Source organism: Haloimpatiens myeolchijeotgali, assembly GCF_042688525.2.
Lineage (GTDB): Bacteria > Bacillota > Clostridia > Clostridiales > Clostridiaceae > Haloimpatiens.
Genome location: NZ_JBHWAB010000001.1, coordinates 601,171 through 622,360, shown reverse-complemented (window position 1 = coordinate 622,360; position 21,190 = coordinate 601,171). Strand labels below are relative to the sequence as shown.

20 protein-coding genes, 1 pseudogene and 1 riboswitch are annotated in these 21,190 nt (G+C 26.2%); of the genes and pseudogenes, 8 read left to right on the top strand and 13 right to left on the bottom strand.

The window, feature by feature from the left end:
- Positions 1 to 110 precede the first annotated feature (110 nt).
- The gene (locus ACFIJ5_RS03075) at positions 111 to 1,373 is read right to left on the bottom strand and encodes a magnesium transporter (protein ID WP_379803650.1); all 1,263 of its coding nucleotides are present in this window, start codon (positions 1,371 to 1,373) and stop codon (positions 111 to 113) included.
- Positions 1,374 to 1,693: 320 nt separating this feature from the next.
- A riboswitch (M-box (ykoK) riboswitch) is annotated at positions 1,694 to 1,869 on the bottom strand.
- Between the two features lie 189 nt (positions 1,870 to 2,058).
- On the opposite strand from ACFIJ5_RS03075, the gene ACFIJ5_RS03070 reads away from it, so the two are divergent.
- Positions 2,059 to 3,936 carry a YgiQ family radical SAM protein gene (locus tag ACFIJ5_RS03070; protein ID WP_379803647.1) on the top strand — a complete coding sequence of 626 codons (1,878 nt, stop codon included), beginning with the start codon at positions 2,059 to 2,061 and terminating at the stop codon, positions 3,934 to 3,936.
- Positions 3,937 to 3,968: 32 nt separating this feature from the next.
- Here ACFIJ5_RS03070 and ACFIJ5_RS03065 read toward each other — a convergent pair whose 3' ends face one another.
- The 3 genes from ACFIJ5_RS03065 to ACFIJ5_RS03055 all read right to left on the bottom strand — a co-directional run bounded on the left by ACFIJ5_RS03065 (position 3,969) and on the right by ACFIJ5_RS03055 (position 6,141).
- Positions 3,969 to 4,622 carry a hypothetical protein gene (locus ACFIJ5_RS03065; RefSeq protein WP_379803644.1) on the bottom strand — a complete coding sequence of 218 codons (654 nt, stop codon included), beginning with the start codon at positions 4,620 to 4,622 and terminating at the stop codon, positions 3,969 to 3,971.
- A gap of 61 nt (positions 4,623 to 4,683) precedes the next feature.
- Positions 4,684 to 5,571: a YegS/Rv2252/BmrU family lipid kinase gene (locus ACFIJ5_RS03060; RefSeq protein WP_379803641.1), complete on the bottom strand. Its 888-nt coding sequence runs from the start codon at positions 5,569 to 5,571 to the stop codon at positions 4,684 to 4,686.
- 141 nt (positions 5,572 to 5,712) lie between these two features.
- Positions 5,713 to 6,141 (bottom strand): CBS domain-containing protein, encoded by a 429-nt coding sequence (locus ACFIJ5_RS03055; protein WP_379803638.1) that lies wholly within the window; start codon positions 6,139 to 6,141, stop codon positions 5,713 to 5,715.
- 193 nt (positions 6,142 to 6,334) lie between these two features.
- Between ACFIJ5_RS03055 and pssA the strand changes: the two genes are divergently transcribed.
- A complete protein-coding gene (gene pssA, locus ACFIJ5_RS03050) occupies positions 6,335 to 6,847 on the top strand; it encodes a CDP-diacylglycerol--serine O-phosphatidyltransferase (protein ID WP_379809516.1) in 513 nt (170 codons plus the stop codon).
- A 54-nt stretch (positions 6,848 to 6,901) separates the two neighbouring features.
- Here pssA and ACFIJ5_RS03045 read toward each other — a convergent pair whose 3' ends face one another.
- From ACFIJ5_RS03045 to ACFIJ5_RS03020, 6 genes are all read right to left on the bottom strand, one after another.
- Positions 6,902 to 7,231, bottom strand: coding sequence for a hypothetical protein (locus ACFIJ5_RS03045; protein ID WP_379803635.1), 330 nt, complete (start codon positions 7,229 to 7,231; stop codon positions 6,902 to 6,904).
- A 353-nt stretch (positions 7,232 to 7,584) separates the two neighbouring features.
- Complete coding sequence (cax, locus tag ACFIJ5_RS03040; RefSeq protein ID WP_379803633.1) at positions 7,585 to 8,640, bottom strand: calcium/proton exchanger; 1,056 nt, start codon at positions 8,638 to 8,640, stop codon at positions 7,585 to 7,587.
- Between the two features lie 118 nt (positions 8,641 to 8,758).
- Positions 8,759 to 9,640: an L-serine ammonia-lyase, iron-sulfur-dependent, subunit alpha gene (gene sdaAA / locus ACFIJ5_RS03035; protein ID WP_379803631.1), complete on the bottom strand. Its 882-nt coding sequence runs from the start codon at positions 9,638 to 9,640 to the stop codon at positions 8,759 to 8,761.
- A gap of 1 nt (position 9,641) precedes the next feature.
- A complete protein-coding gene (gene sdaAB / locus ACFIJ5_RS03030; protein ID WP_379803629.1) occupies positions 9,642 to 10,325 on the bottom strand; it encodes an L-serine ammonia-lyase, iron-sulfur-dependent subunit beta in 684 nt (227 codons plus the stop codon).
- A gap of 180 nt (positions 10,326 to 10,505) precedes the next feature.
- Positions 10,506 to 12,128, bottom strand: a complete 1,623-nt coding sequence (locus tag ACFIJ5_RS03025) for a nucleoside kinase (RefSeq protein WP_379803626.1) — start codon at positions 12,126 to 12,128, stop codon at positions 10,506 to 10,508.
- Positions 12,129 to 12,645: 517 nt separating this feature from the next.
- Positions 12,646 to 14,034 (bottom strand): IS4 family transposase, encoded by a 1,389-nt coding sequence (locus ACFIJ5_RS03020; protein ID WP_379802854.1) that lies wholly within the window; start codon positions 14,032 to 14,034, stop codon positions 12,646 to 12,648.
- Between the two features lie 288 nt (positions 14,035 to 14,322).
- On the opposite strand from ACFIJ5_RS03020, the gene ACFIJ5_RS03015 reads away from it, so the two are divergent.
- The 3 genes and pseudogenes from ACFIJ5_RS03015 to fba all read left to right on the top strand — a co-directional run bounded on the left by ACFIJ5_RS03015 (position 14,323) and on the right by fba (position 16,572).
- Positions 14,323 to 15,012 carry a DUF421 domain-containing protein gene (locus tag ACFIJ5_RS03015; protein ID WP_379803623.1) on the top strand — a complete coding sequence of 230 codons (690 nt, stop codon included), beginning with the start codon at positions 14,323 to 14,325 and terminating at the stop codon, positions 15,010 to 15,012.
- Entirely contained in the window at positions 15,009 to 15,389 is a 381-nt protein-coding gene (locus ACFIJ5_RS03010; protein WP_379803621.1) for a DUF4363 family protein, read from the top strand. Before ACFIJ5_RS03015 ends, ACFIJ5_RS03010 begins: the two co-directional genes overlap by 4 nt.
- Positions 15,390 to 15,620: 231 nt before the next feature.
- A pseudogene (gene fba, locus ACFIJ5_RS03005) lies at positions 15,621 to 16,572 on the top strand (class II fructose-1,6-bisphosphate aldolase).
- A 33-nt stretch (positions 16,573 to 16,605) separates the two neighbouring features.
- Here the strand turns inward: fba and ACFIJ5_RS03000 are convergent.
- The 3 genes from ACFIJ5_RS03000 to ACFIJ5_RS02990 all read right to left on the bottom strand — a co-directional run bounded on the left by ACFIJ5_RS03000 (position 16,606) and on the right by ACFIJ5_RS02990 (position 18,487).
- Positions 16,606 to 17,640 carry a nucleoid-associated protein gene (locus ACFIJ5_RS03000; protein ID WP_379803619.1) on the bottom strand — a complete coding sequence of 345 codons (1,035 nt, stop codon included), beginning with the start codon at positions 17,638 to 17,640 and terminating at the stop codon, positions 16,606 to 16,608.
- A 274-nt stretch (positions 17,641 to 17,914) separates the two neighbouring features.
- The gene (locus ACFIJ5_RS02995) at positions 17,915 to 18,193 is read right to left on the bottom strand and encodes a spore coat protein (protein ID WP_379803616.1); all 279 of its coding nucleotides are present in this window, start codon (positions 18,191 to 18,193) and stop codon (positions 17,915 to 17,917) included.
- Positions 18,194 to 18,280: 87 nt separating this feature from the next.
- On the bottom strand, positions 18,281 to 18,487 hold the full coding sequence (locus ACFIJ5_RS02990) for a hypothetical protein (protein WP_379803613.1): 207 nt from the start codon (positions 18,485 to 18,487) through the stop codon (positions 18,281 to 18,283).
- 277 nt (positions 18,488 to 18,764) lie between these two features.
- Here ACFIJ5_RS02990 and ACFIJ5_RS02985 point away from each other — a divergent pair, with 277 nt between their 5' ends.
- The 3 genes from ACFIJ5_RS02985 to ACFIJ5_RS02975 are packed head-to-tail and all read left to right on the top strand — an operon-like array spanning position 18,765 to position 20,786.
- Entirely contained in the window at positions 18,765 to 19,313 is a 549-nt protein-coding gene (locus ACFIJ5_RS02985; RefSeq protein WP_379803611.1) for a class IV adenylate cyclase, read from the top strand.
- Positions 19,313 to 20,194 (top strand): DUF5685 family protein, encoded by an 882-nt coding sequence (locus tag ACFIJ5_RS02980; RefSeq protein ID WP_379803608.1) that lies wholly within the window; start codon positions 19,313 to 19,315, stop codon positions 20,192 to 20,194. The genes ACFIJ5_RS02985 and ACFIJ5_RS02980 overlap by 1 nt, the downstream gene beginning before the upstream one ends.
- Positions 20,178 to 20,786: a DnaJ domain-containing protein gene (locus tag ACFIJ5_RS02975; protein ID WP_379803605.1), complete on the top strand. Its 609-nt coding sequence runs from the start codon at positions 20,178 to 20,180 to the stop codon at positions 20,784 to 20,786. Before ACFIJ5_RS02980 ends, ACFIJ5_RS02975 begins: the two co-directional genes overlap by 17 nt.
- Positions 20,787 to 21,190: the final 404 nt, after the last annotated feature.

Sequence of the window (21,190 nt, the reverse complement as noted above, 5' to 3'; positions counted from 1 at the left end):
ATCTTAAGCACCCCTTTACACTATTAGTAGCATTATTATTTTGTGCTTAAAATTACATAAAAATACAACAAAAAGGTGGTTAATTTTTTTAACCACCTTTTAAAATATAATTAAACTGCTTTTCTAATTTTTTTCTTAAATTTATTTGGAACTACTTCATCAAAGATATCATTCAATATTACTATACCACATAAATTTTCCCCATCATTAATCACTGGTATAGATAACAGATCATATTTTAAAGAGTATTCTACTGCCTTATCAATACTTTCATCATCTTTTATGGTTATTATTTGTGAGTCCATTATATCTTCTAGCTTACTCTCTGGACTAGATGTTATTAAATCCACTAATGGAACTATTCCTTGAAGTTTTTGATTCTCATCTACAATATATATATTATAAATAACTTCTTCATCTGGTTTGGTTTGTCTTAGTATATCAATAGTCTCCTGAGCTGTTATATTCACATTTAAAGAAATAAAATCTTTATTCATTATACTTCCAATAGTTTCATCTTCATATTGCATTAAATTTCTTATTTCTTTTTCATCATCTTTTGTTAAATTTAACAAAATTCTTTCAACTTGTTGTTGATCCATATCTTCTAACATATCTGCTATTTCATCATTTGGCATGTTTTCTAATACTTCTTTAATTCTTAATGTATTGACACTCTTCAATATATCCACTTGAACTTCATGTTCAATTTCCTCTAACGTATCTGCAGCTAAATCTCTATCTAAGCTTTCAAATATCTTTTTCCTATCTTTTGTATCCAAATCTTCTAAAATATCCGCAATATCAGCAGGATGTAACTTAGATAATTTTTCATATGGAACTGTCAATCTTAAATTATTATCTACCATTTCTATAGATTCAACACTTTCCCACATAACAATATCTTCATTAGGTTTTTTCCCAAAAATATTATAAATACTGCTTATAAATCTATTCATTCCCATTCTTCTAGCTACCGATAAAATCCCTGAAGTTACTGCAACAACTTTTATTTCTGATACATTTTGAAATAATGTTAAATCTTCAACTTTTATAACTTTTTTTCCATTAACATCAACAATTTTTTTATTTAAAAGATTTTCGGATAATAAATAAGAATATTTTCTTGGAATTATATCTTTTACTCCTCTTACTTTTATTGTAAACTTATTACTATCTTCATAAAATTCAATATTTCTAAATTCATAATTAAAAACTTCTCTATTTCCTTTTATTTTATACCCTATAACTCTTGGATATCCTTTATCTGTAGTTACATAAATATCCTTTAAAGTACCTATACAATCGTTAAATTCATCATAAACCCTTTGATTCAAAATTTGACTTAAATAAAAATTACATGTTTTTTTCATAAATACTCCTCCTTCTTTTTACAGAGAAATATTTATTTAGAACATAGTAATTAGTTAGTTTTTATATTTAATAAGTATAAAACAAATTATTATTAAAGATACTTTTCCATAGGAAAAATACAATTACTATTTTTACCATAGAAAAACATCTTTATTATATAAAAACCAACTTTTAAATAAATATTTCTCTGCTTTTTTCATTTTTAATCTCAAATTAATACTCGCCGGTAATTGAGGATCACCGTCCATTTATTTCACCACCTATTTTTGAAATATTGTATTTTAAATAAAAAAAGAGCTCATAAAAGGCTCTCCAATTTACTAAAAACTCTCGTACAAGCTTTAGCACTATATAGCTTTGGACTTAATAAATATACTAAATCCAGCTACATTAAGTAAAACCTTAACGGCAATACCTGTTAACCCATTGGCATCTCTCGATGTTTCAGGGCAGTAGCATATATCTATATAGGAGCCTCACCTACCAAACATTATTAAAATATTACTTTATATTATTATTATATTAATAGTATCTCTAAAATGCAACCCATTGAATAAAAGATATATTATGATTTATAATATTAAGTTATTATGTTAATATTATTTATTGTATAGTTTATTGTATAGTTTATTGAATTTAACCATTAACTTTTTTCTTAAAATAAAATTCAATTGGAGGATTATAATGAAAGTCAACAATAAGTTTTTACCGATTAGCAAAGAAGATTTAAAACAGGAAAAAATTGATCAATTAGATTTTATAATAGTAACAGGCGATGCATATGTAGATCATCCTTCTTTTGGTACAGCTATTATAGGACGAGTTTTAGAAAATGAAGGTTTTAAGGTAGGAATAATAGCTCAACCAAATTGGAACACTATAGATGATTTTAAAAAATTAGGTAGGCCCAAATATGGTTTCTTAATAAACTCAGGTAATATAGATTCTATGGTAAATCACTATACAGCCGCTAAAAAGAAAAGACACAGCGATTTATATTCACCTGGTGGCAAAAGTGGATACAGACCTGATAGAGCTGTAATTGTATATTGCAACAAAGTTAGAGAAGCTTATAAAGATGTTCCTATTATTATTGGAGGGGTAGAAGCTAGTTTAAGAAGATTTGCTCACTATGATTATTGGTCTGATAAAGTTAGGAGAAGTATTTTATTAGATTCTAAAGCAAATCTTTTAATATATGGTATGGGTGAAAAAGCAGTAACTGAAATTGGAAACCTTTTTAGATATGGAATGAAAATAGATAAAATGACAAATATAAGAGGAACTTTATATGCCACAAACTCCATAGATAACATAACAGATTTTGTAGAATGTCCCTCTTTTGAAGAAGTATGTGAAAATAAAAAATCATATGGAAAAAGTTATAAAATTCAATATTTCGAACAAGATGCTATTAATGGAAAAACAATTATTCAAAAACACGCTAATAGATATATAGTACAAAATCCACCACAAACTCCATTAACTCAAAATGAAATGGATATAGTCTACGATTTACCTTATGCAAGAAATTATCACCCTATATATGAAAAAGACGGTGGAATACCTGCTATAAAAGAAGTTAAGTTTTCTATAACTAGCCACAGAGGTTGTTTTGGTTCATGTTCATTCTGTGCTATAACTTTTCATCAAGGTAGAGTTATTCAAAATAGAAGCCAAGATTCTATATTAAATGAAACAAAACTTTTAACTAAACTTGATGATTTTAAAGGATACATACATGATGTTGGAGGACCTACTGCTAATTTCAGACATAAAGCATGTAAAAAGCAAGAAAATCATGGAGTATGCAAAAATAGACTTTGTCTATTTCCTAAACCTTGTAAAAATTTAATAGTTGATCACTCTGAATATTTAAATTTACTTAGAAAAATGAGAAAAATTCCAGGTGTAAAAAAAGTTTTTATACGTTCAGGAATTAGATATGATTATTTAATTTACGATAAAAACCCTGAATTTTTTCAAGAATTATGTAAATACCATATTAGTGGTCAATTAAAAGTTGCGCCTGAGCACGTAACTGATAAAGTGCTAATGCAAATGGGAAAACCAACTAGAGAAGTATATGATAGATTTGTAAATAAATATTATGAAATTAATAAAAAGTTTGATAAAAAACAATTTTTAGTTCCTTATTTAATATCAAGCCATCCTGGCAGTGATTTAAAAGCCGCTATTGAAGTTGCAGAATATATTCGTGATATGGGACATATTCCTGAACAAGTTCAAGATTTTTATCCTACACCAGGAACTTTATCTACTACAATGTATTATACAGGAATCAATCCACTTACTAACGAAAAAGTATATGTTCCAAAAAAACAACATGAAAAAAATATGCAAAGAGCATTACTTCAATACTCAAAACCTGAAAATTATAAGTTAGTAAAAGAAGCTTTATTAGCAGAACATAGAGAAGATTTAATTGGTTATGATAAAAAATGCTTAATTCCAGCACATTTTCAAAAAAACAAACAACAGACTAATTTATTCAAAAAAAGAACAAAAAAACAAAATGGCACTAAAAAAAGAAGAAGATAATAAAGATGCTTTGCTTTAGCAAAGCATCTTTATTATCTTATAGATCTAGTTTTTTTCATTTTATATAAAACATAATCCACAATTAAAATCCATAAGCATTGGCTTATTATAAAATTTGGAATCAAGTTTATGTTACTTAATCTAAGTATTATCTCTAAAATTGATACTATACATATTACAATTACAAAACACATTATTGTTTTTCTTGTATTTTTATGTTTCATCAAAATTATTGCTAAAAATAAATAAATAGAATATATACATAACAAAAATATTAAAATATAATTTTGATTTAAAAATTCCATATTATATCCAAAATTTTGATATATAAATATTGTATAATCAAATTTAAACATAAATATTGCATAAATACAAAACAATATTATTGATATTATAAACAAGTATGAAAAATTCATCTTATTATTTCTTGCCAATATATATATTAGTATAGAAATTAATATAGGAATACACGCCAAATCTAAAAATATAAATGGTTTTAACATATATAAGTATCTAATGTTTTGACACAAAAACATTATAAATAAAGCTATATTCCTAACTAATAAACCAGCTAAAGCTATATTAGCAATTACCCTTACCTTAAATGCAGTTTTTACTGCAATACTTATTCCTTTATATAAAATACAAAACATAAACATTAACAATATTAAATAAATATATGTCAAAATCTTTTCCTCAATAAAATTGTTATCAATTATATATATTTATTTTCTCTTATTTTTATTACTAATTATCTTTGATTCCTAATATTTTTAATCCACCCTTAGCACATTCTATACAAATAGGGAAATCAGGACCTCTCTCACCATCTATATCTGTTACTATATCTTCAGTACATTCTATTTCTAATTTATTAGTCTTAAAATATATAAGACCACTTACATCTTCTAAATGTTCTCCTTTTAACATCTTAATGAATAAAGCAATCATATCTTTTATCATACTAGCTTTTATAATTATTACATCTAATAATCCATCGTCTATACTAGATTTATATGCTAATTTAAAATTTCCAGCTGTTTGTCCGTTAAATACAAGCATAAGAAACATATCTCCATCAAAACTCATCTCTTGTGATTTGACATTTATCTGTAATTTTCTAAACTTAGGTAATTGTTCAATGCCTTTAACATAATAAGCTAATTTTCCTATTGTATTTTTCAGATTTATATCTGTTTTTTGTGATACATCAGTAAATAATCCTGTACTAGCAACATTTATAAAATATTTTTCATTTATCTTTCCTATATCTACATCTTTAGGTTTACTATTTAATATTTGTTCACAAGCCAATTCTACATCTTGAGGCATTCCTATAAATTTTGCAAAATCATTTGCTGTTCCTACTGGTAAAATTGCAATTGGTATATTTATATTATTTTCTTTCATACAATTTACTGCTTTATCTACTGTACCGTCTCCACCTGCTACCAATATATATGTATATGTATCATCTATGTCTTCAAAAGCTTTAGATATGTCATATTCAAAACTTATTCTATATGGCACTACATTATATCCATATTTTTGATGTACCTTTATAACCTTATCTATATCTGCAATTATAGAATTTTCACCCGAATATGGATTATAAATAAATTTTACTTTATACATCCTTTTTCTCTCCTATTTTTATTTGATTTTAACTTATTTTAACTAAATTAATCTATTTATATTCATTAATTTATAATATAACATTTGACGAAAAAAATCCATAAGAATATAAAATTCTTATGGACTTACATTAATATTTACTTATATTTTGGGTGAACTTGGTTCTGAAATACTGCTCAATGCTTCTCCTGCATTATCTGAAAACTTTGGTTCTACTGCCAAATCTCCTATAGAAATTATTCCTACCAAATTTCCACTTTCTATAATTGGAAGTCTTCTTATTTGTCTTTCACTCATCATTCTTGCAGCTTCATGTATATCCATACTAGGTGACGCAGTTACAGGATTTGAAGACATTATTTCTCTTACAGATTGCCTCATAACATTTTGACCATCAGCAACAGATCTTAATGTAATATCTCTATCTGTTAATATTCCTATGACTTTTTCACCTTCACATACAGGTATTGAACCAACATTATACTGTTTCATAAGTTGAGCTGCTCTTTCTACTGTATCGTCATAATTTACACTTGCTATATCCTTAGTCATAATATCCTTTATTTGCATAAAAACACCTCCTGAAAATAAATATATATTTCATGATTATTTTATATCTTATATATTTTTTTATACTATGGAAATTTTTAAATATAAAATTTTCATAAAACATACAACAAACACTTAAATAAAATAGTAAAATAGTATATAATAGATTTATGGGTGTATAATTTAAATGTATATTTTAGGAGTGATTACAGTAATGCTTAAACTTGCAATACCAAATATGTTTACGTTTGGCAATTTAACTTGTGGTATTTTATCTATAATTATGACTTTTCAAGGTAATTATATGTGGGCTTGTTTATTTATTTTAATCGCAGGAATTATGGACAGGTATGACGGTAGAATATCAAGATTTTTGAATGTTTCTAGTGATCTTGGAAAGGAATTAGATTCTCTTGCTGATTTAGTATCATTTGGGGTCGCTCCAGCATTATTAATGTTTGAATTAAATCATTTTGCATTATTAGGTATTATAGGTTATATTTTAGTTTTAATTTTTCCACTTGCTGGTGCTTATAGACTAGCAAGGTATAATTCTACAACTTTTAATAATGTTTTTTTTGGAATTCCAATTACAGCTGCAGGCATGTTTATTGCTCTGTACTCATTAATAATGATGAATCGTTCTACTACTCCAACAATATCTATTATTTTGTTAATATCATTATCTTATTTAATGATAAGTCGATTACAAATAAAAAAAATTTAGTTTCATAATTATTACAAGTACTTAAACCCTCACATATATATGTGAGGGTTTATTTCATTCTTTTAGTTTTAACTCTTGATCAATTTCAGTTAATATATAATCTGTTTGAACTTTACCTTGTATAATTTTTGCTTTAATATTACAATATTGTATGTAGTTACATGATATCTTATCTAATATACAAATTAAATTATCTATAATTTCACCTAAATCTTCTGCTCTGTTTAAAGCTTTTTTTATATCTTTTTTTTCTGCTAATGCTATTTTATTTAGCTCATCCGCTCCTCCAACTAACAATCTATATGAATTAACTAATTTTGTTATTAAATCTGTTAAATTATTTATATCACAATAGTAATTTTCTATTACTTTTCTATGCGCCACTACATCACCCTACTTATAGATATGGTTATATTGATATATATTAAAAAAAATTAAGAATTATGAACTAATAATATATAATTCAACTTTCGCAGGTGAAAAACAGCCGCTGCGGGAAATGATATCTTGCTTAGAAACCTTTCACTTCAGTAACAAGTTCTAAGCTTTACTCATATTGAAAAAAGATTTTTTAATTAATATTCCATAGGAATCAGTAATTAAAAAATAACTTTTTTCAAATTCGTAAAGCTAAGAACTTGTAAACTTTGTTCAAATGTTTCTTACGCAAGATATCATTTCCCTTCGCTAGACAGTATTTTTTTACTGCGAAAGTTGAGTTAATAATATTAGACAAATTAACATACATAATAGTATGCTATCGTTATAATAATATATATAGAAACAAGTATAGCTCCTTCAAACCAATAACTTTTACCATCTTGAAATACTAAAAATGACATACCTACTGCTAATACACTTATAATTATTTGAAAAACTGAAAATACAAGTACCATAGGCATTCCTACTATGCAAGAAAGTATCATTAATAAGGGAGTTACAAATAATGATATTTGAATACTTGATCCTATAGCAGTTTCTAAACTCATATTAATTTTATTGTCCATTGCACACATTATAGCCGATACATTTTCACCTATATTCCCCAATAAAGGTATAAGTATTATTCCTATAAATTGTTGAGATATATTATAATTCTTAACTAAACATTTAATATTAAATATTAACTTATCACTTGTAAAATATAACATTACAGAAACAATAATAAGAAAAATTATTGATATTATCCCTTCAATTTTATTATTTTTCTCTTTATTTTCTTCTATGTCACTTATTAAAAACAAATTTCTATGTGTACAGAACGAAAATATAAAACCTAATATATATATACACATCAATACTATAGACACTTTTATACTAATTGAAACTAATATACTATTCTTTAGAGATTCTGCACTACATTCATTTAAAGCAGCCATAACTATTATAGCTGACATAGCTAATAGAAGCATATTAAAATTTGTTCTAGCTATTATTTTATTAAACTTCTGTTCCTTATACTTTAATCCTCCACAAAATATTGCAATTCCAAGCCCTAAAAGCATATTACTCATTATAGAACCCATTAATGATGCCTTAACCATTGGTATCATTCCATATCTAATTGACCAAATCCCCATCATAAGTTCTGGAATATTACCTATAGTTGCTGCTAATAATCCACCTTTTTTTTCACCAATATATAGTGACATACCAGAAGTTAGTTTACCAAGTAAAAAAGCAAGACAAATTACGGAACAAGAATATATAACTATATTAACAATATTTGAAGAAGTATTTATACAAATCAATATAACTGCTGCTATTACAAAAATAATATATTTTTTCTTCATAACCACCTTGTCCTAATTATTATTTCTCTTTAACATAGTATTCATATATTTATGAAAAGTTACAGAATTATAATTAGGAATATCTGTACAGATAACTTTCTAAAAATAAACCCTATTTTTATTTATTTTTTCCAAGTACTTTTTCTTTAAGCTTAATTCCTGTTGGTGTTATAGCTAGTCCACCCATAGCCGTTTCTCTAAGCTCACAAGGAAGTTGTTTACCTACTCTATACATTGCAAGTACGGTATCATCAAAAGGTATCATACTCTTTACACCTGCCATAACCATATCAGCTGTAGTAAGTGCGCTTACTGTACCTGAAGCATTTCTTTTAGCACATGGAACTTCTACAAGTCCTGCAATTGGATCACATACCAATCCCAAAATATTTTTTATGACTATAGCAGCTGCATCTAAAGCCATTTCTACACTTCCACCCATCATTTCAACTACAGCTCCTGCTGCCATGGCTGCTGCTGATCCACATTCTGCTTGACATCCACCTTCTGCTCCTGATAATGTGGCATTTTTTGCAATAATAATACCAATACCAGATGCTGTGAACAAAGCTTTAACCAGTTCATCTTCTGATTTATTTAATTTTTCTCCTGCGGATATTATAACTGCTGGAAGTATCCCACAAGAACCTGCTGTAGGAGATGCTACTATTTTCCCCATAGCTGCATTTACTTCTGAGCAAGAAATAGCTCTTGCTATAGCTGTAACCATGAATTCTCCAGTTAGAGTTTTTCCATTTTTTGAATATGTATTAAGTCTCTTTGCATCTCCCCCTATTAATCCACTTATAGATTTTATTTCATTTTCTAAACCATATTTTGATGATTCCTGCATTACATGTAGATTTTTTTTCATTCTTTCAACTATTCTTTCTTTAGATGAACCACTTTCTTCTACTTCTGAATTTAAAGTATATTCCCATATAGGCATATTTTTTTCTTTACAAACTTCTATAAGTTCTTTACCACTATTTACAAACATGTTATTCTTCCCCTTCCATAACAGGATTTATAACCTTTACATTTTCAATTCCATGTGTAGATTCTATTTTCTTTACTATACTATTTGGTATTACACTATCGGTTTCAAAAGTCATTGTAGCTTTTGCTCCTCTACTACTCCTATAAACCTTCATAGTTCCTATATTTATGTTTTCACTATACATAAGTGTGGTTATCTTGGAAATCATTCCTGGTGTATCTGTTTGTTGTATTATTACTGTTGGATAATCTCCTCTGAACTCTACTTCTCTACCTGATATATTTGAAACTACTATATTTCCTCCACCTACTGAAGATCCTGTTACATCTATAGTACTACCATTGGATTTAGTTATAATAAACTTAACAGTATTAGGATGAACATCTCCTAAATCAGCTTCTTCAAAACTTATTTCTATACCTTTTTCTTTTGCTATTTTAAAAGACTCTCTTAATCTCTCATCCCAAGGTTCCATCTTTAAAATTCCAGCAACTAGCGCTCTATCCGTTCCATGCCCCCTATAAGTTTTTGCAAAAGAACCGTGTAGTAAAAATTTAACTTTTACTATACCAATTCCTGAAATTATACTAGCGATTTTAGCTAATCTAGCTGCTCCTGCTGTATGAGAACTTGATGGTCCTATCATTATTGGTCCAACTATATCAAACATACTAAAATTTTTCATATGTACACCTCATTTCCTGTAATCTATAATTTATTTATTATTTAACAAATAATGAATTTTTTACACAATTTTAGCATGCTTTTTGCAATGTTTCTTGCAATAGCATGCTAATTTTTATTATAGATTATTTTTTCTATTTGTCACTACCTTTTTGCAAAAAATATTATATTTTTTTTATTATTAATATTTATAAAAGCAACTTCCACCTATAAATTCTCTAAGTATTGAATTTTCTGGTACCATTTTTTTGTCAATATCTTCAAAAAATCTTAAAAAACTTCTCAATCTTAATGCTTCATAATAAACAGAACTAATTGGTTTTATTTTTTCTAACTCTTCAAGAGCATATTTCTTCAATACACATAATTCATAAACTAAAGTTGAATTAAACATTACATCCGCTTGCTCTTGAAATACAAATATATTCTTCTCTTCTCCTCTTTTTATAGAAGGCCACATTTTTAAAGTATCCTCTGCACCATAGCCTCTAGATAAATAATCTCTTACAATTCTTCTTATTTTTCTTACATCTGTAGTTGCTATCCTATTATGATTATCTATATTTAATTGTGTTAATGCACTTATATAAATTTTAAATTTATTTTCTTTAGGTATGGACGATGTTAGCATCTCATTTAATCCATGTATACCCTCTATTACTAAAACTCCATTTTGTGGCATTTTTAGTCTTTTACTATTCCATTCTCTTTTTCCAATCCTAAAATTAAAACTTGGAATTTCTACTTCTTCTCCATCTAATAATTTATTTAAGTGGTCATTAAACAGCTCTAAATCTAATGCATAAATAGATTCAAAATCATATTCTCCATTTTCATCTTTAGGTGTATGTTCTCTATCTACAAAGTAATCATCTAAAGAAATTGGTATTGGCATTAATCCATTAACTCTTAACTGTATCCCTAATCTTGTAGCAAAAGTAGTTTTTCCTGAAGATGATGGTCCTGCAATTAATATAATTTTTACTTTTTTTCTTTGATGTATCATATCTGCTATATATGCAATTTTCTTTTCATGTAATGCTTCTGCTACACGTATTATATTAATCATATCATCATTATCTACTTTATCATTTAAAGATCCAACATCACCTACATCCAGTATATTTCCCCATTGTTCTGTTTCATAAAAAATCTTTGCAAGTTTTTTCTGATCAATATATTCTGGAATATGATAAGGATTTTTTGCTGTTGGAAATCTAAGTATGAAACCTGGTTCATAATACATTAAATCAAATACTTTTAAAATTCCTGTAGAATACGCCATAGGTCCATAAAAATAATCATATATATCTCCCAATTTATAAAGTTCAACTCGTTGTTTATTGGAATGTTTTAAAAGTCGTATTTTATCTTTCATATTATATTTTTCAAATATTTCTTTAGCTTCTTCTCTTGAAACATTAATTTTTTCAATTACTAAATCCTCATCAATAATTTCTTTCATCCTATCTTTTATTTTATATATCTCTTCTTCTGTTAATTTACTTTCCTTGTGAATCTCTCCAAATATGCCTTTGCCTAATGAATGTTCAATAGTTATAGTTGCATCTTCAAAAAGATCATATACAGCCTTTATCAATACAAACTGCAGTGTACGTACATAAGTATTCATTCCTATTTTATTTGATATATCTATAACTTCTATATTTCCTTTTTCATTTATCTCATCTCTTAACTCATAAACACTTCCATTAAGTTTTGATAATATAATTGGATATTTGCTTTCAAGTTTATTATCTTTAATAAAATCATAAAATGTTACTTTCTTTTTTACTACTTCCACAATATCATCTCCCAATACTTTATGTTAAAATAAAAAATTTTAACTTAATTAATAATGTATAATTCAACTTTCGCAGATAAAAAATAGCCGCTGCGGGAAATGATATCTTGCTTAGAAACCTTTTACTTTAAAGATAATTAATAGTTAATAATGAATAATTAATAATTAAGGAAATTTTGCCTTAGGGCAAAATAACTAATATATAATTTTAAATTTTTGCTAAAGCAAAAATCAACCTTCATTATTAATTTTTAATTATTAATTATTAATTGATATTAAATGTTTCTTACGCAAGATATCATTTCCCTTCGCTAAGCAGTATTTTTTTACTGCGAAAGTTGAGTGTATAATTAATAATTAAGAATTAAGGAAATTTTGCCTTAAGGCAAAATGACATATTATATTATTTAGATTTTTGTTAAAACAAAAATCAACATTCATCTTTAATTAAATTAAAAACTTTCTGCCTCGCAGAAAGATGTCCTTCATTATTCATTTTTAATTTTTAATTATTAACTCAACTTTCGCAGGAGAAAAAGACCAACTTCTCCTTGATATAACAAGGCAAAGCAGTAATAAAATTGTCTATTATTGAGTCGATAAGCTCCTTAGAAAGAAGAAGTTTTTCAGATAAAACATTTTTTAAAATATCAATAATGATACGCATTACTTCACAAAATTGGATATCTTGAAGTTCATCACAACATTGATAAAAAAATCCACCAATAGTTCGTACATCATTATTTTTACGATTTTCTAAAGCAAGCATGATATATCTAGTAAAAACTATAGACGTATGAGAAACCATGGAATCATAAGAACGTCCTTGAAACTCTTTAACAAGCTTTAAAAAAGATTTATTCATTTTGAAAAAAACTTCTATATCCCAGCGTTTACCGTAAATTCTTATGATTTCATTATCGTCTAAAGATATATCAGTAGAAATCAAAGCAAGCCAGTTTCTTTTTCGATTTCTATCCCTTACAAATACAATTTTTGCTTTTACTTCATTGCCATTTTCATCAGAACCAATACCTACAATTACAGAAGAAAGAATTTTAGCTCTACCGCGTTTCTTTTTTAAACTAGCATAAAGTCCTTTAAGATTTAAAAGCTTACCATTGTAATTGTAGTAAACCCTTGGCATTGCTTTAACCATAGCAATAGTATTAAGTTTAAGTTGTAAAATTTGTATAAGAATTTTGGGATACGTAAACCAGCTATCAAAAAGAACATATGATGCAGGAATTTTATATTTAGCAGCTTGTTTAAGTAAACACATCATAGCTGAAGGTGATTTTAAAATAGCCTCCTTACGGAGTTTAGCACCATTAGTTCTTTTATCAATAGATTCATTTTGAGGGCAAATTCTATTTTTCTCTTTTTCAGAAGAAAGAAGAGTAAATCCAAGAGGCAAAAAAGTATTACCGTCTGACCAACCAAGTGTAAGAAGGCGAAAGCCTTTGACAAATTTTCTTGTAACGTGATCATGAACATTTGCAAGGAGTTCAACAGATTTACTTCTATTTCTACTATACAAAGAATCATCTACTATTAAGACATTTACTCTATCTTTAGATGTAAGCGGAATGATTACATTTCTGATAATTGATGAAGAAAGTATGAGTAAAAATTTTCTCCAATTAAAATTAGGAGAATTAAGGAACCTATAGATGACATCTTTTGAAAAGTTGATATTCTTTTTACTCTCAAAAGTACGAAAAAGATTTTTACCTGTGAAAATAAGAGTAAATATATATTTAAATACTGTAATACAAGAAAAACCTTTTTGCTTTGAAAAATTACATTTTCTAAGAATAGATCCAATTTTGTTATCTTTAAAAAATCTATTTATAGTAAAATTCAGTTGTTTATCTTTGTTATCATTTGGTATAATAGTGTTCATAAGAAACATTCCTTTCTTTGGTGTTATGTTTTTAGCAATTCTATTATACCAAAAGGAATGTTTCTTTGCTTTATGCGTTTATTTTACAGGCTTTCGCCTTATTTTTTATCTGCGAAAGTTGAGTTATTAATTATCCTTTCACTGTCCTCTGTCAACTGTCATCTATCCTCTTACTCTATATATAGAATCCTATAATACTATTATACTTAAATAAAATGAAAATGTATCTAAAATTTATGTTATATTTTTGCAACTTTAGATAAAACTATACTCATAGGAGGGATTATTATGGTGGTATTGATTTTTAGAACTACAATTTTATATATAGCTGCAACAATAATAATTAGACTTATGGGGAAACGTCAAATAGGAGAACTTCAACCCTTTGAACTTGTAATAACAATAATGATATCAGAACTTGCTACCCTTCCTATGCAAGATGTTAGAATGCCTTTATTGCATGGAATAATACCTATGGTAACCTTACTAATATTACAAATTATTGTATCGATAATACAATTAAAAAGTACAACAATACGTAAATTTATTTCTGGTAAGCCTAGCATATTAATATGTAATGGAAAAATAGATATAAATGAACTTAAATATCAAAGACTTAATGTTAATGATTTAATGGAAGAATTAAGATTAAAAGGATATTTTAATTTAAGCGATATAAAATATGCTATTCTTGAAACAAGTGGACAGTTATCAATAATTCCTTGTTCTGAATTAATGCCTACAACTAGAAAAGATTTAAATATACAAGTTAGACAAGATAAAATCCCTATAACTTTAATACTAGATGGGAAATTAAATAAAACAAATTTACAAATTTCTAATAAAAGTATTAGCTGGTTAAACAACCAACTTAAACAAAATAATATATCTTCTATAAATGATATATTTGTAGGCATATTAGATTCTAATGGTGATTTCTATTATCAATTAAATAATAATGGAAGTGATAAAAAATGAAAAACATTATTACATCATTTATAATATTCATAATAATGATAACTGGAATATTTTTTTCTTCAAAACATTTAACTAATGTTTCTAATCAATTGCTAAAACAAACTAACTCATTAGAAACTATTGTTACTAATGAGAAATGGGAAGATGCTTATAAAATGTCAATTTCTCTTTTGAATAAATGGAAAAAAGAACATAGAAAGTTATCCGTTTTTGTGCACCATGAAGAAATCGATGATATAAATAATGAGCTACTTCAATTAACTCAATACGTTAAATGTAAAGATAAAAGTGAATCTTTAGCTAAAATACATGTAATAAAATTTTTTGTTAATAATATAATTGAATTAGAAAAAGTTAATTTACAAAATATATTCTAAAATCATCAATTATTAGCTTTTACTATATTTTATCTTATAATAAAAGAGATTTTATTGAATATTATTCTTATTTTTATACAGTTTACATAAATCCCTTTGTAAAACATTAAAAATAAACTATAATAAGTATGGAAAATATTTTTCTATTGCTTTATAATATATTATGAATGATATTGATGTCCCAGTGGGATATTAAATGTCCCGATTATTTTTTTGAAAGGTGGTATATACATGGCATTAGTAACTACAAAAGAAATGTTTGCAAAAGCTTTCGAAGGTAATTATGCTATAGGAGCTTTTAACATCAACAATCTAGAAATAATTCAAGGTGTTGTAAGAGGATGTAAAGAAAAAAATTCTGCTGTTATCCTTCAAGTTTCAAAAGGAGCACTTAACTATGCTGGAGCAAGCTATTTAAGAAGCATGGTTGAAGCTGCTATTGAAGAAACTGGAGTAGACGTCAGCTCTTCATCTTGATCACGGCCCAGATTTCGAAACTGTTAAAGAAGTTATCGCTGCTGGTTTCACTTCTGTTATGTTTGATGGATCTCATTATGATTTTGAAGAAAACATAGCAAAAACTAAAGAAATAGTTGACTATGCTCATGAAAGAGGAGTAGTTGTAGAAGCAGAACTTGGAAGACTTGCTGGAATAGAAGATGATGTTAAAGTTTCTGCTGATGAAGCTATCTACACTGATCCAAATGAAGCTGTTGAATTTGTTAAGAAAACAGGTGTTGATTCTTTAGCTATAGCTATAGGAACTAGCCATGGAGCTTATAAATTCAAAGGAGAAGCTAAATTAAGATTTGATATACTTCAAGAAATAACTAATAAACTAGAAGAAGCTGGATTCCATAATTTCCCAATAGTTCTTCATGGTGCTTCTGCTGTTGAACCACAATATGTTGAAATGTGTAACCAATATGGTGGAAACATAGCTGGAGCAAAAGGTGTTCCTGCAGAAATGTTAAGAAAAGCATCTTCAATGTCTGTATGTAAAATCAATATGGATACAGACTTAAGATTAGCTATGACAGGTTCTGTAAGAAAAGTATTTGGAGAGAATCCAAAAGAATTCGACCCAAGAAAATATCTTGGACCTGCAAGAGATTCTATTAAAACTTTAGTTGAAAACAAAATTGATAATGTTTTAGGTTCTGAAAACTCTATGAATAAATAATAATTACTTAAAAAATAAGCTGCATAATGCAGCTTATTTTTCTATATAATTACTTACATGTTTAATTACCATATTTATAGTTCCATCGCCATTTCTTTTTATTTCAAATCTAGTATTATCATTATAAGTTTCTTCATTTACATATAAATCTATGTCTTTGTCAATTTTAAGTCTTACTCTTTTTAATTTCTTTTCTACCCATTCCTTATCTATATTAATATTATTTTCAACACCAGACTCTTTTAAATATTGTGTAAAATTTTCTTTAACACCTTGCTGCTGAAATAATTCATGTGAAATATCATTTATATCTATACTTTCTTCATCTTTTAATTTTTTCTTAATAGTACTTCTAACATTTTCTGCTACATCTGCATTTTCACTTAAATTATTTCTTGTCCATTTTTCCGCAGCATTTAAAAAATTCTTAGTCTTATCACGTTCATTATCAATTAGCTCACATCCTAAATAATTGTTTATAAAATAATTTGATCCATATTCTTCATTATCTTTTGATTTTTTCTTCTTATCTAAGACCATTAAATCAAATTTATTATCATCTCTCATTGGTTTTATAAATGCAGCTTTTTGTATTTTTTGACCACTACCTGGAAGTCCAGTAAATTGTGTTATAATATTTATTCCTATTTTTCCTTCTTTATAATCTACATTGTGAACATAGTTTTTTATATAATCCATTTTCATTATACCAAGCATAGGACCATATTCTGTAGAGATACTAACTATTAAGAGATCACAAGACAGTATATTTCCATTTGATCTCATTAGAGTAAACATTTGATTTGATAATTCTTTAGAAATATTAAGTAAATTGTCATTTCCATTTAAATATTCTTGCGATAAATCTTTTACTATATTTCTATTTTCTTTAAATATAGCGTATTTTAATTCTTCATCTCTTAATATTTTTTGTACATGCTTTAATAAAAATTTATATATGTCATCATTCATATCTAGTAAATATTCATTTAATATAGGCTCATCAGCATTATTATCTAAAATATGTATTATTCCTTCGTTAATAGTTATATCATTTATATATTCCAAACTATTTCCCCCTTTTCATCTAAATAATTTATTCCATATAAATTTCTCTACTCTGCAATAAATTATTTAAGTAGTGCTAGAACTTTGGATAAGTTGAACTAACCTTCAGATGGATTATAAACTCCATTTGAAGGTTAGTTTTACTGCATTCTATTACTCACCTAATTATGATATCACACAACATATAAAAGTACAAAGTAAGAATAACTTTGTACTTTTTAAACTTCTTAAGGTGGATTTTTTTACTACAAAATATTATTTTAAATTAGTAAAATTATTTTAATTGTCCCATCATTTGATTTGATTTATCTTTAGCCATTTGTACATCTTGATCAGCCGCATCTTTAGTTTGATACCATCCTTTTTGTTTCATTGCATCAAAAACTTTATACTGAACATCTTGAGTATGATTTAAATTATCAATTAATACATTTCTTAAATTTTGACAAGATGATTCAGTTATTCCTGTACTATATGCAGAAATAACTTGTTTTTCTGTTGCAAGTAAATCTTGCATCAATTCTTGTTCTGAAAAAGATCTTTGATGTTCCATCATAATCCCTCCGTTTATATTTTTATTTTTTATTAAAAAATACAGATTTTAAATACGTTATAATGTACTCATTTATGATTAATTATTTTACTGATGAGAATCAAGATAATTTTTTAGAGCTGTAAAGTTGTTCTTATGAATACATGCTCCATCTTGACATACTGATTTTAATTGAGCATCTGTACAATATTGAGCATACTGATCACATTTTTTGTTCATTAATGCTTCATAAGCTAATTGATCTTCTAAAGTTTTTAGATTTTTAGTATCTAATTGTTTTTCTCCTGTATTCATACTATTTCCCTCCATTTTTTATATTTGATTTCTCGATATTTATTTTACCCTATTGAAATTGAATTATTTATAAATCTACTTGTAAATATAACACTTCAATTCCACCTATTGTTTTCTCATAAATACGTTTTTAATCATTATTTAAAATAACTTTAAGTTTTGCTAATTGTGCATTATACATAAATTTGTACATAAATTTTTAATTTTTAATTATCATTAAATATTATCACAATTGATATATCTTATGATATAATCACAATTAATGAGGAGTGATTGTATGAAAGAAATGGAAGTTAGAATAATAGATATTGATATAAATAACATAAGAGAAAAATTGAAGTTAATAAATGCTGAAAAAGTAAAAGAAGAAAATCAAATAAATAATATATATGACTTTCCTAACAGACAGTTACTAAATGAAAAAGGATATGCTAGAATAAGAATTGTTAAAGATAATATGAGAAATAAAACTATATACTATATGACTGTAAAAAAATTATTGAGTCAAGAAAAATATAAAATAATGGATGAATGTGAAATTGAAATTAGCGATGCTCTTCAAGGTAAAAAAATTTTTGAAAATTTAGGTTTACAGTTAGTACAATCTATAAAAAAATATAGGGAAAGTTATAAATATAAAGATACATTAATTGAAATAGATATAAATGACAAAAGTTTTTGTGATTTCCCATATATTGAAATTGAAACTTGTAAAGAAAATGAGTTAAAAGAGGTAGTTAATCTTCTTGGATATACACTCCAAGATACAACTTCAAAAACTATCTATGAAATAATGGAAAATAAAGGAGCTATTAAAGGATTATAATGTTTGGATATGTTAAACCCTGTATAATGGAATTAAAAGTTAAAGATTATGAAAAATTTAAAGCTTATTATTGTGGACTTTGTAAATCAATAAAAAACAATTTTGGTGAAATACCAAGATTATCTTTAAATTATGATATGACTTTTTTAGGTATATTAATAGATTCACTAAATGAAAACAAAAGAAATTTCAAAAAAGAATTTTGCATAATTCATCCTGTAAAAAAAAGATTAATATTACAAGATAATTCTGCACTTAAATATGCAGCATTTTGTAACATTATTTTATCTTATTACAAACTTGTAGATGACTTTAATGATGATAAAAATATTTTTAGTAAATATCTTTCTTCAATATTAAAAAAATATTTTAAAAGAATTCCTGAAAATCTTAAATGTAAAGAAACTTTCATACAAGATAAATTAAAAGAATTATATTACATTGAAAATAATCCACATAATAAAACTCTTGATGAATTTTGTCATCCTTTTTCAGATTTAACAGGTTTTATTATTAGTGAATATTTTGAAGAAGTCTCCTTTAAAGATGATTTATATTGGTTAGGTTATAATTTAGGAAAATGGATATACTTAATTGATGCATTTGACGATTTAGAAAATGATATGTGTAAAAATAAATTTAATCCAATAAATTCCGCATTAAATAATAACAATATGATTTTTGAAAAATTCTCTAAAGATATAGAAAAAAGAATAGATTTTACTTTAGTTAGATGTGCACAACAATGTTCACAGCATTTAAATAATCTACCACTTAATAAAAACAAAGAATTACTTCATAACATACTTAATTACGGTTTAATGGAAAAGATGGATACAGTTTTTAAAAGGAGTGACTTTAAAGATGACAAATCCCTATGAAGTTTTAGGTATTAATCAAAACGCAACTGTTGATGAAATAAAAAAGGCTTATAGACAACTAGCAAAAAAATATCACCCTGATCAATATGGTAATAACCCACTTAGAGATCTTGCAGAAGAAAGAATGCGTGAAATAAACGAAGCCTATGATTATCTTATGAAAAATCATAATAATAATTCTTCTAACAATTATAATACAGCTAATAATACAAATTACAATTCAAACAACATAACTTATCAAACCATAAGATTAGACATACAGAACAATAACTTAAGAGATGCTGAATCTAAACTAAATCAAATAGGAACAAGAGATGCTGAATGGAATTTTTTAATGGGAGTATTACATTTAAGAAAAGGTTGGTATGATTCCGCTATGCAATACATAAGTACTGCTTATAATCTAGAACCAAATAATCCCGAATATAGAGAAACCTTCAATAGATTAAATCAAACGAATACTTCTTATAGACAAGGTTACAGAAATACACATCGTTCTGACTCTGATATGTGTGACGTTTGTATAAAACTTTACTGTGCTGATTCATTATGCGAATGCTGTTGTGGTGGAGACATAATTTCTTGTTGTTAGGAGATGAATATAATTGAGAAAATCGTCATCATTAGCTAAAGGCGGACTATACACCGCTTTAAGTATTCTCTTTATATATTTGAGTAATATTATTATTACTAATAAACTTTTTTTATTAGGAGCTTCTTCTTTAATTATACCTATAGCTATAATTACTATAGGTATAAAGTACTCCATTTTAGTATATACTTCTGTTAGCATTATAAGTTTAATGTTATTAGGTCCCCGAGTTATAGTAATATCCTATATTGTATTTTGGGGATTATATGGTTTCATTAAACTATACATTGAAAAATTGAGAAAATTACCTATTGAATTACTACTTAAATTAATATTTTTTAATTTATGTGTTATTTTAGTATACTATTTGTATACATCATTTTTTATTCAAAATTTTAATTTAA

Bases quoted from the DNA above. Each gene is read 5' to 3' on its own strand.
- ACFIJ5_RS03075 (WP_379803650.1), bottom strand. From the start codon at position 1,373: ATGAAAAAAACATGTAATTTTTATTTAAGTCAAATTTTGAATCAAAGG.
- ACFIJ5_RS03070 (WP_379803647.1), top strand. From the start codon at position 2,059: ATGAAAGTCAACAATAAGTTTTTACCGATTAGCAAAGAAGATTTAAAA.
- ACFIJ5_RS03060 (WP_379803641.1), bottom strand. From the start codon at position 5,571: ATGTATAAAGTAAAATTTATTTATAATCCATATTCGGGTGAAAATTCT.
- ACFIJ5_RS03055 (WP_379803638.1), bottom strand. From the start codon at position 6,141: ATGCAAATAAAGGATATTATGACTAAGGATATAGCAAGTGTAAATTAT.
- pssA (WP_379809516.1), top strand. From the start codon at position 6,335: ATGCTTAAACTTGCAATACCAAATATGTTTACGTTTGGCAATTTAACT.
- cax (WP_379803633.1), bottom strand. From the start codon at position 8,640: ATGAAGAAAAAATATATTATTTTTGTAATAGCAGCAGTTATATTGATT.
- sdaAA (WP_379803631.1), bottom strand. From the start codon at position 9,640: ATGTTTGTAAATAGTGGTAAAGAACTTATAGAAGTTTGTAAAGAAAAA.
- sdaAB (WP_379803629.1), bottom strand. From the start codon at position 10,325: ATGAAAAATTTTAGTATGTTTGATATAGTTGGACCAATAATGATAGGA.
- ACFIJ5_RS03020 (WP_379802854.1), bottom strand. From the start codon at position 14,034: ATGAACACTATTATACCAAATGATAACAAAGATAAACAACTGAATTTT.
- ACFIJ5_RS03015 (WP_379803623.1), top strand. From the start codon at position 14,323: ATGGTGGTATTGATTTTTAGAACTACAATTTTATATATAGCTGCAACA.
- ACFIJ5_RS03010 (WP_379803621.1), top strand. From the start codon at position 15,009: ATGAAAAACATTATTACATCATTTATAATATTCATAATAATGATAACT.
- ACFIJ5_RS02995 (WP_379803616.1), bottom strand. From the start codon at position 18,193: ATGGAACATCAAAGATCTTTTTCAGAACAAGAATTGATGCAAGATTTA.
- ACFIJ5_RS02990 (WP_379803613.1), bottom strand. From the start codon at position 18,487: ATGAATACAGGAGAAAAACAATTAGATACTAAAAATCTAAAAACTTTA.
- ACFIJ5_RS02985 (WP_379803611.1), top strand. From the start codon at position 18,765: ATGAAAGAAATGGAAGTTAGAATAATAGATATTGATATAAATAACATA.
- ACFIJ5_RS02980 (WP_379803608.1), top strand. From the start codon at position 19,313: ATGTTTGGATATGTTAAACCCTGTATAATGGAATTAAAAGTTAAAGAT.
- ACFIJ5_RS02975 (WP_379803605.1), top strand. From the start codon at position 20,178: ATGACAAATCCCTATGAAGTTTTAGGTATTAATCAAAACGCAACTGTT.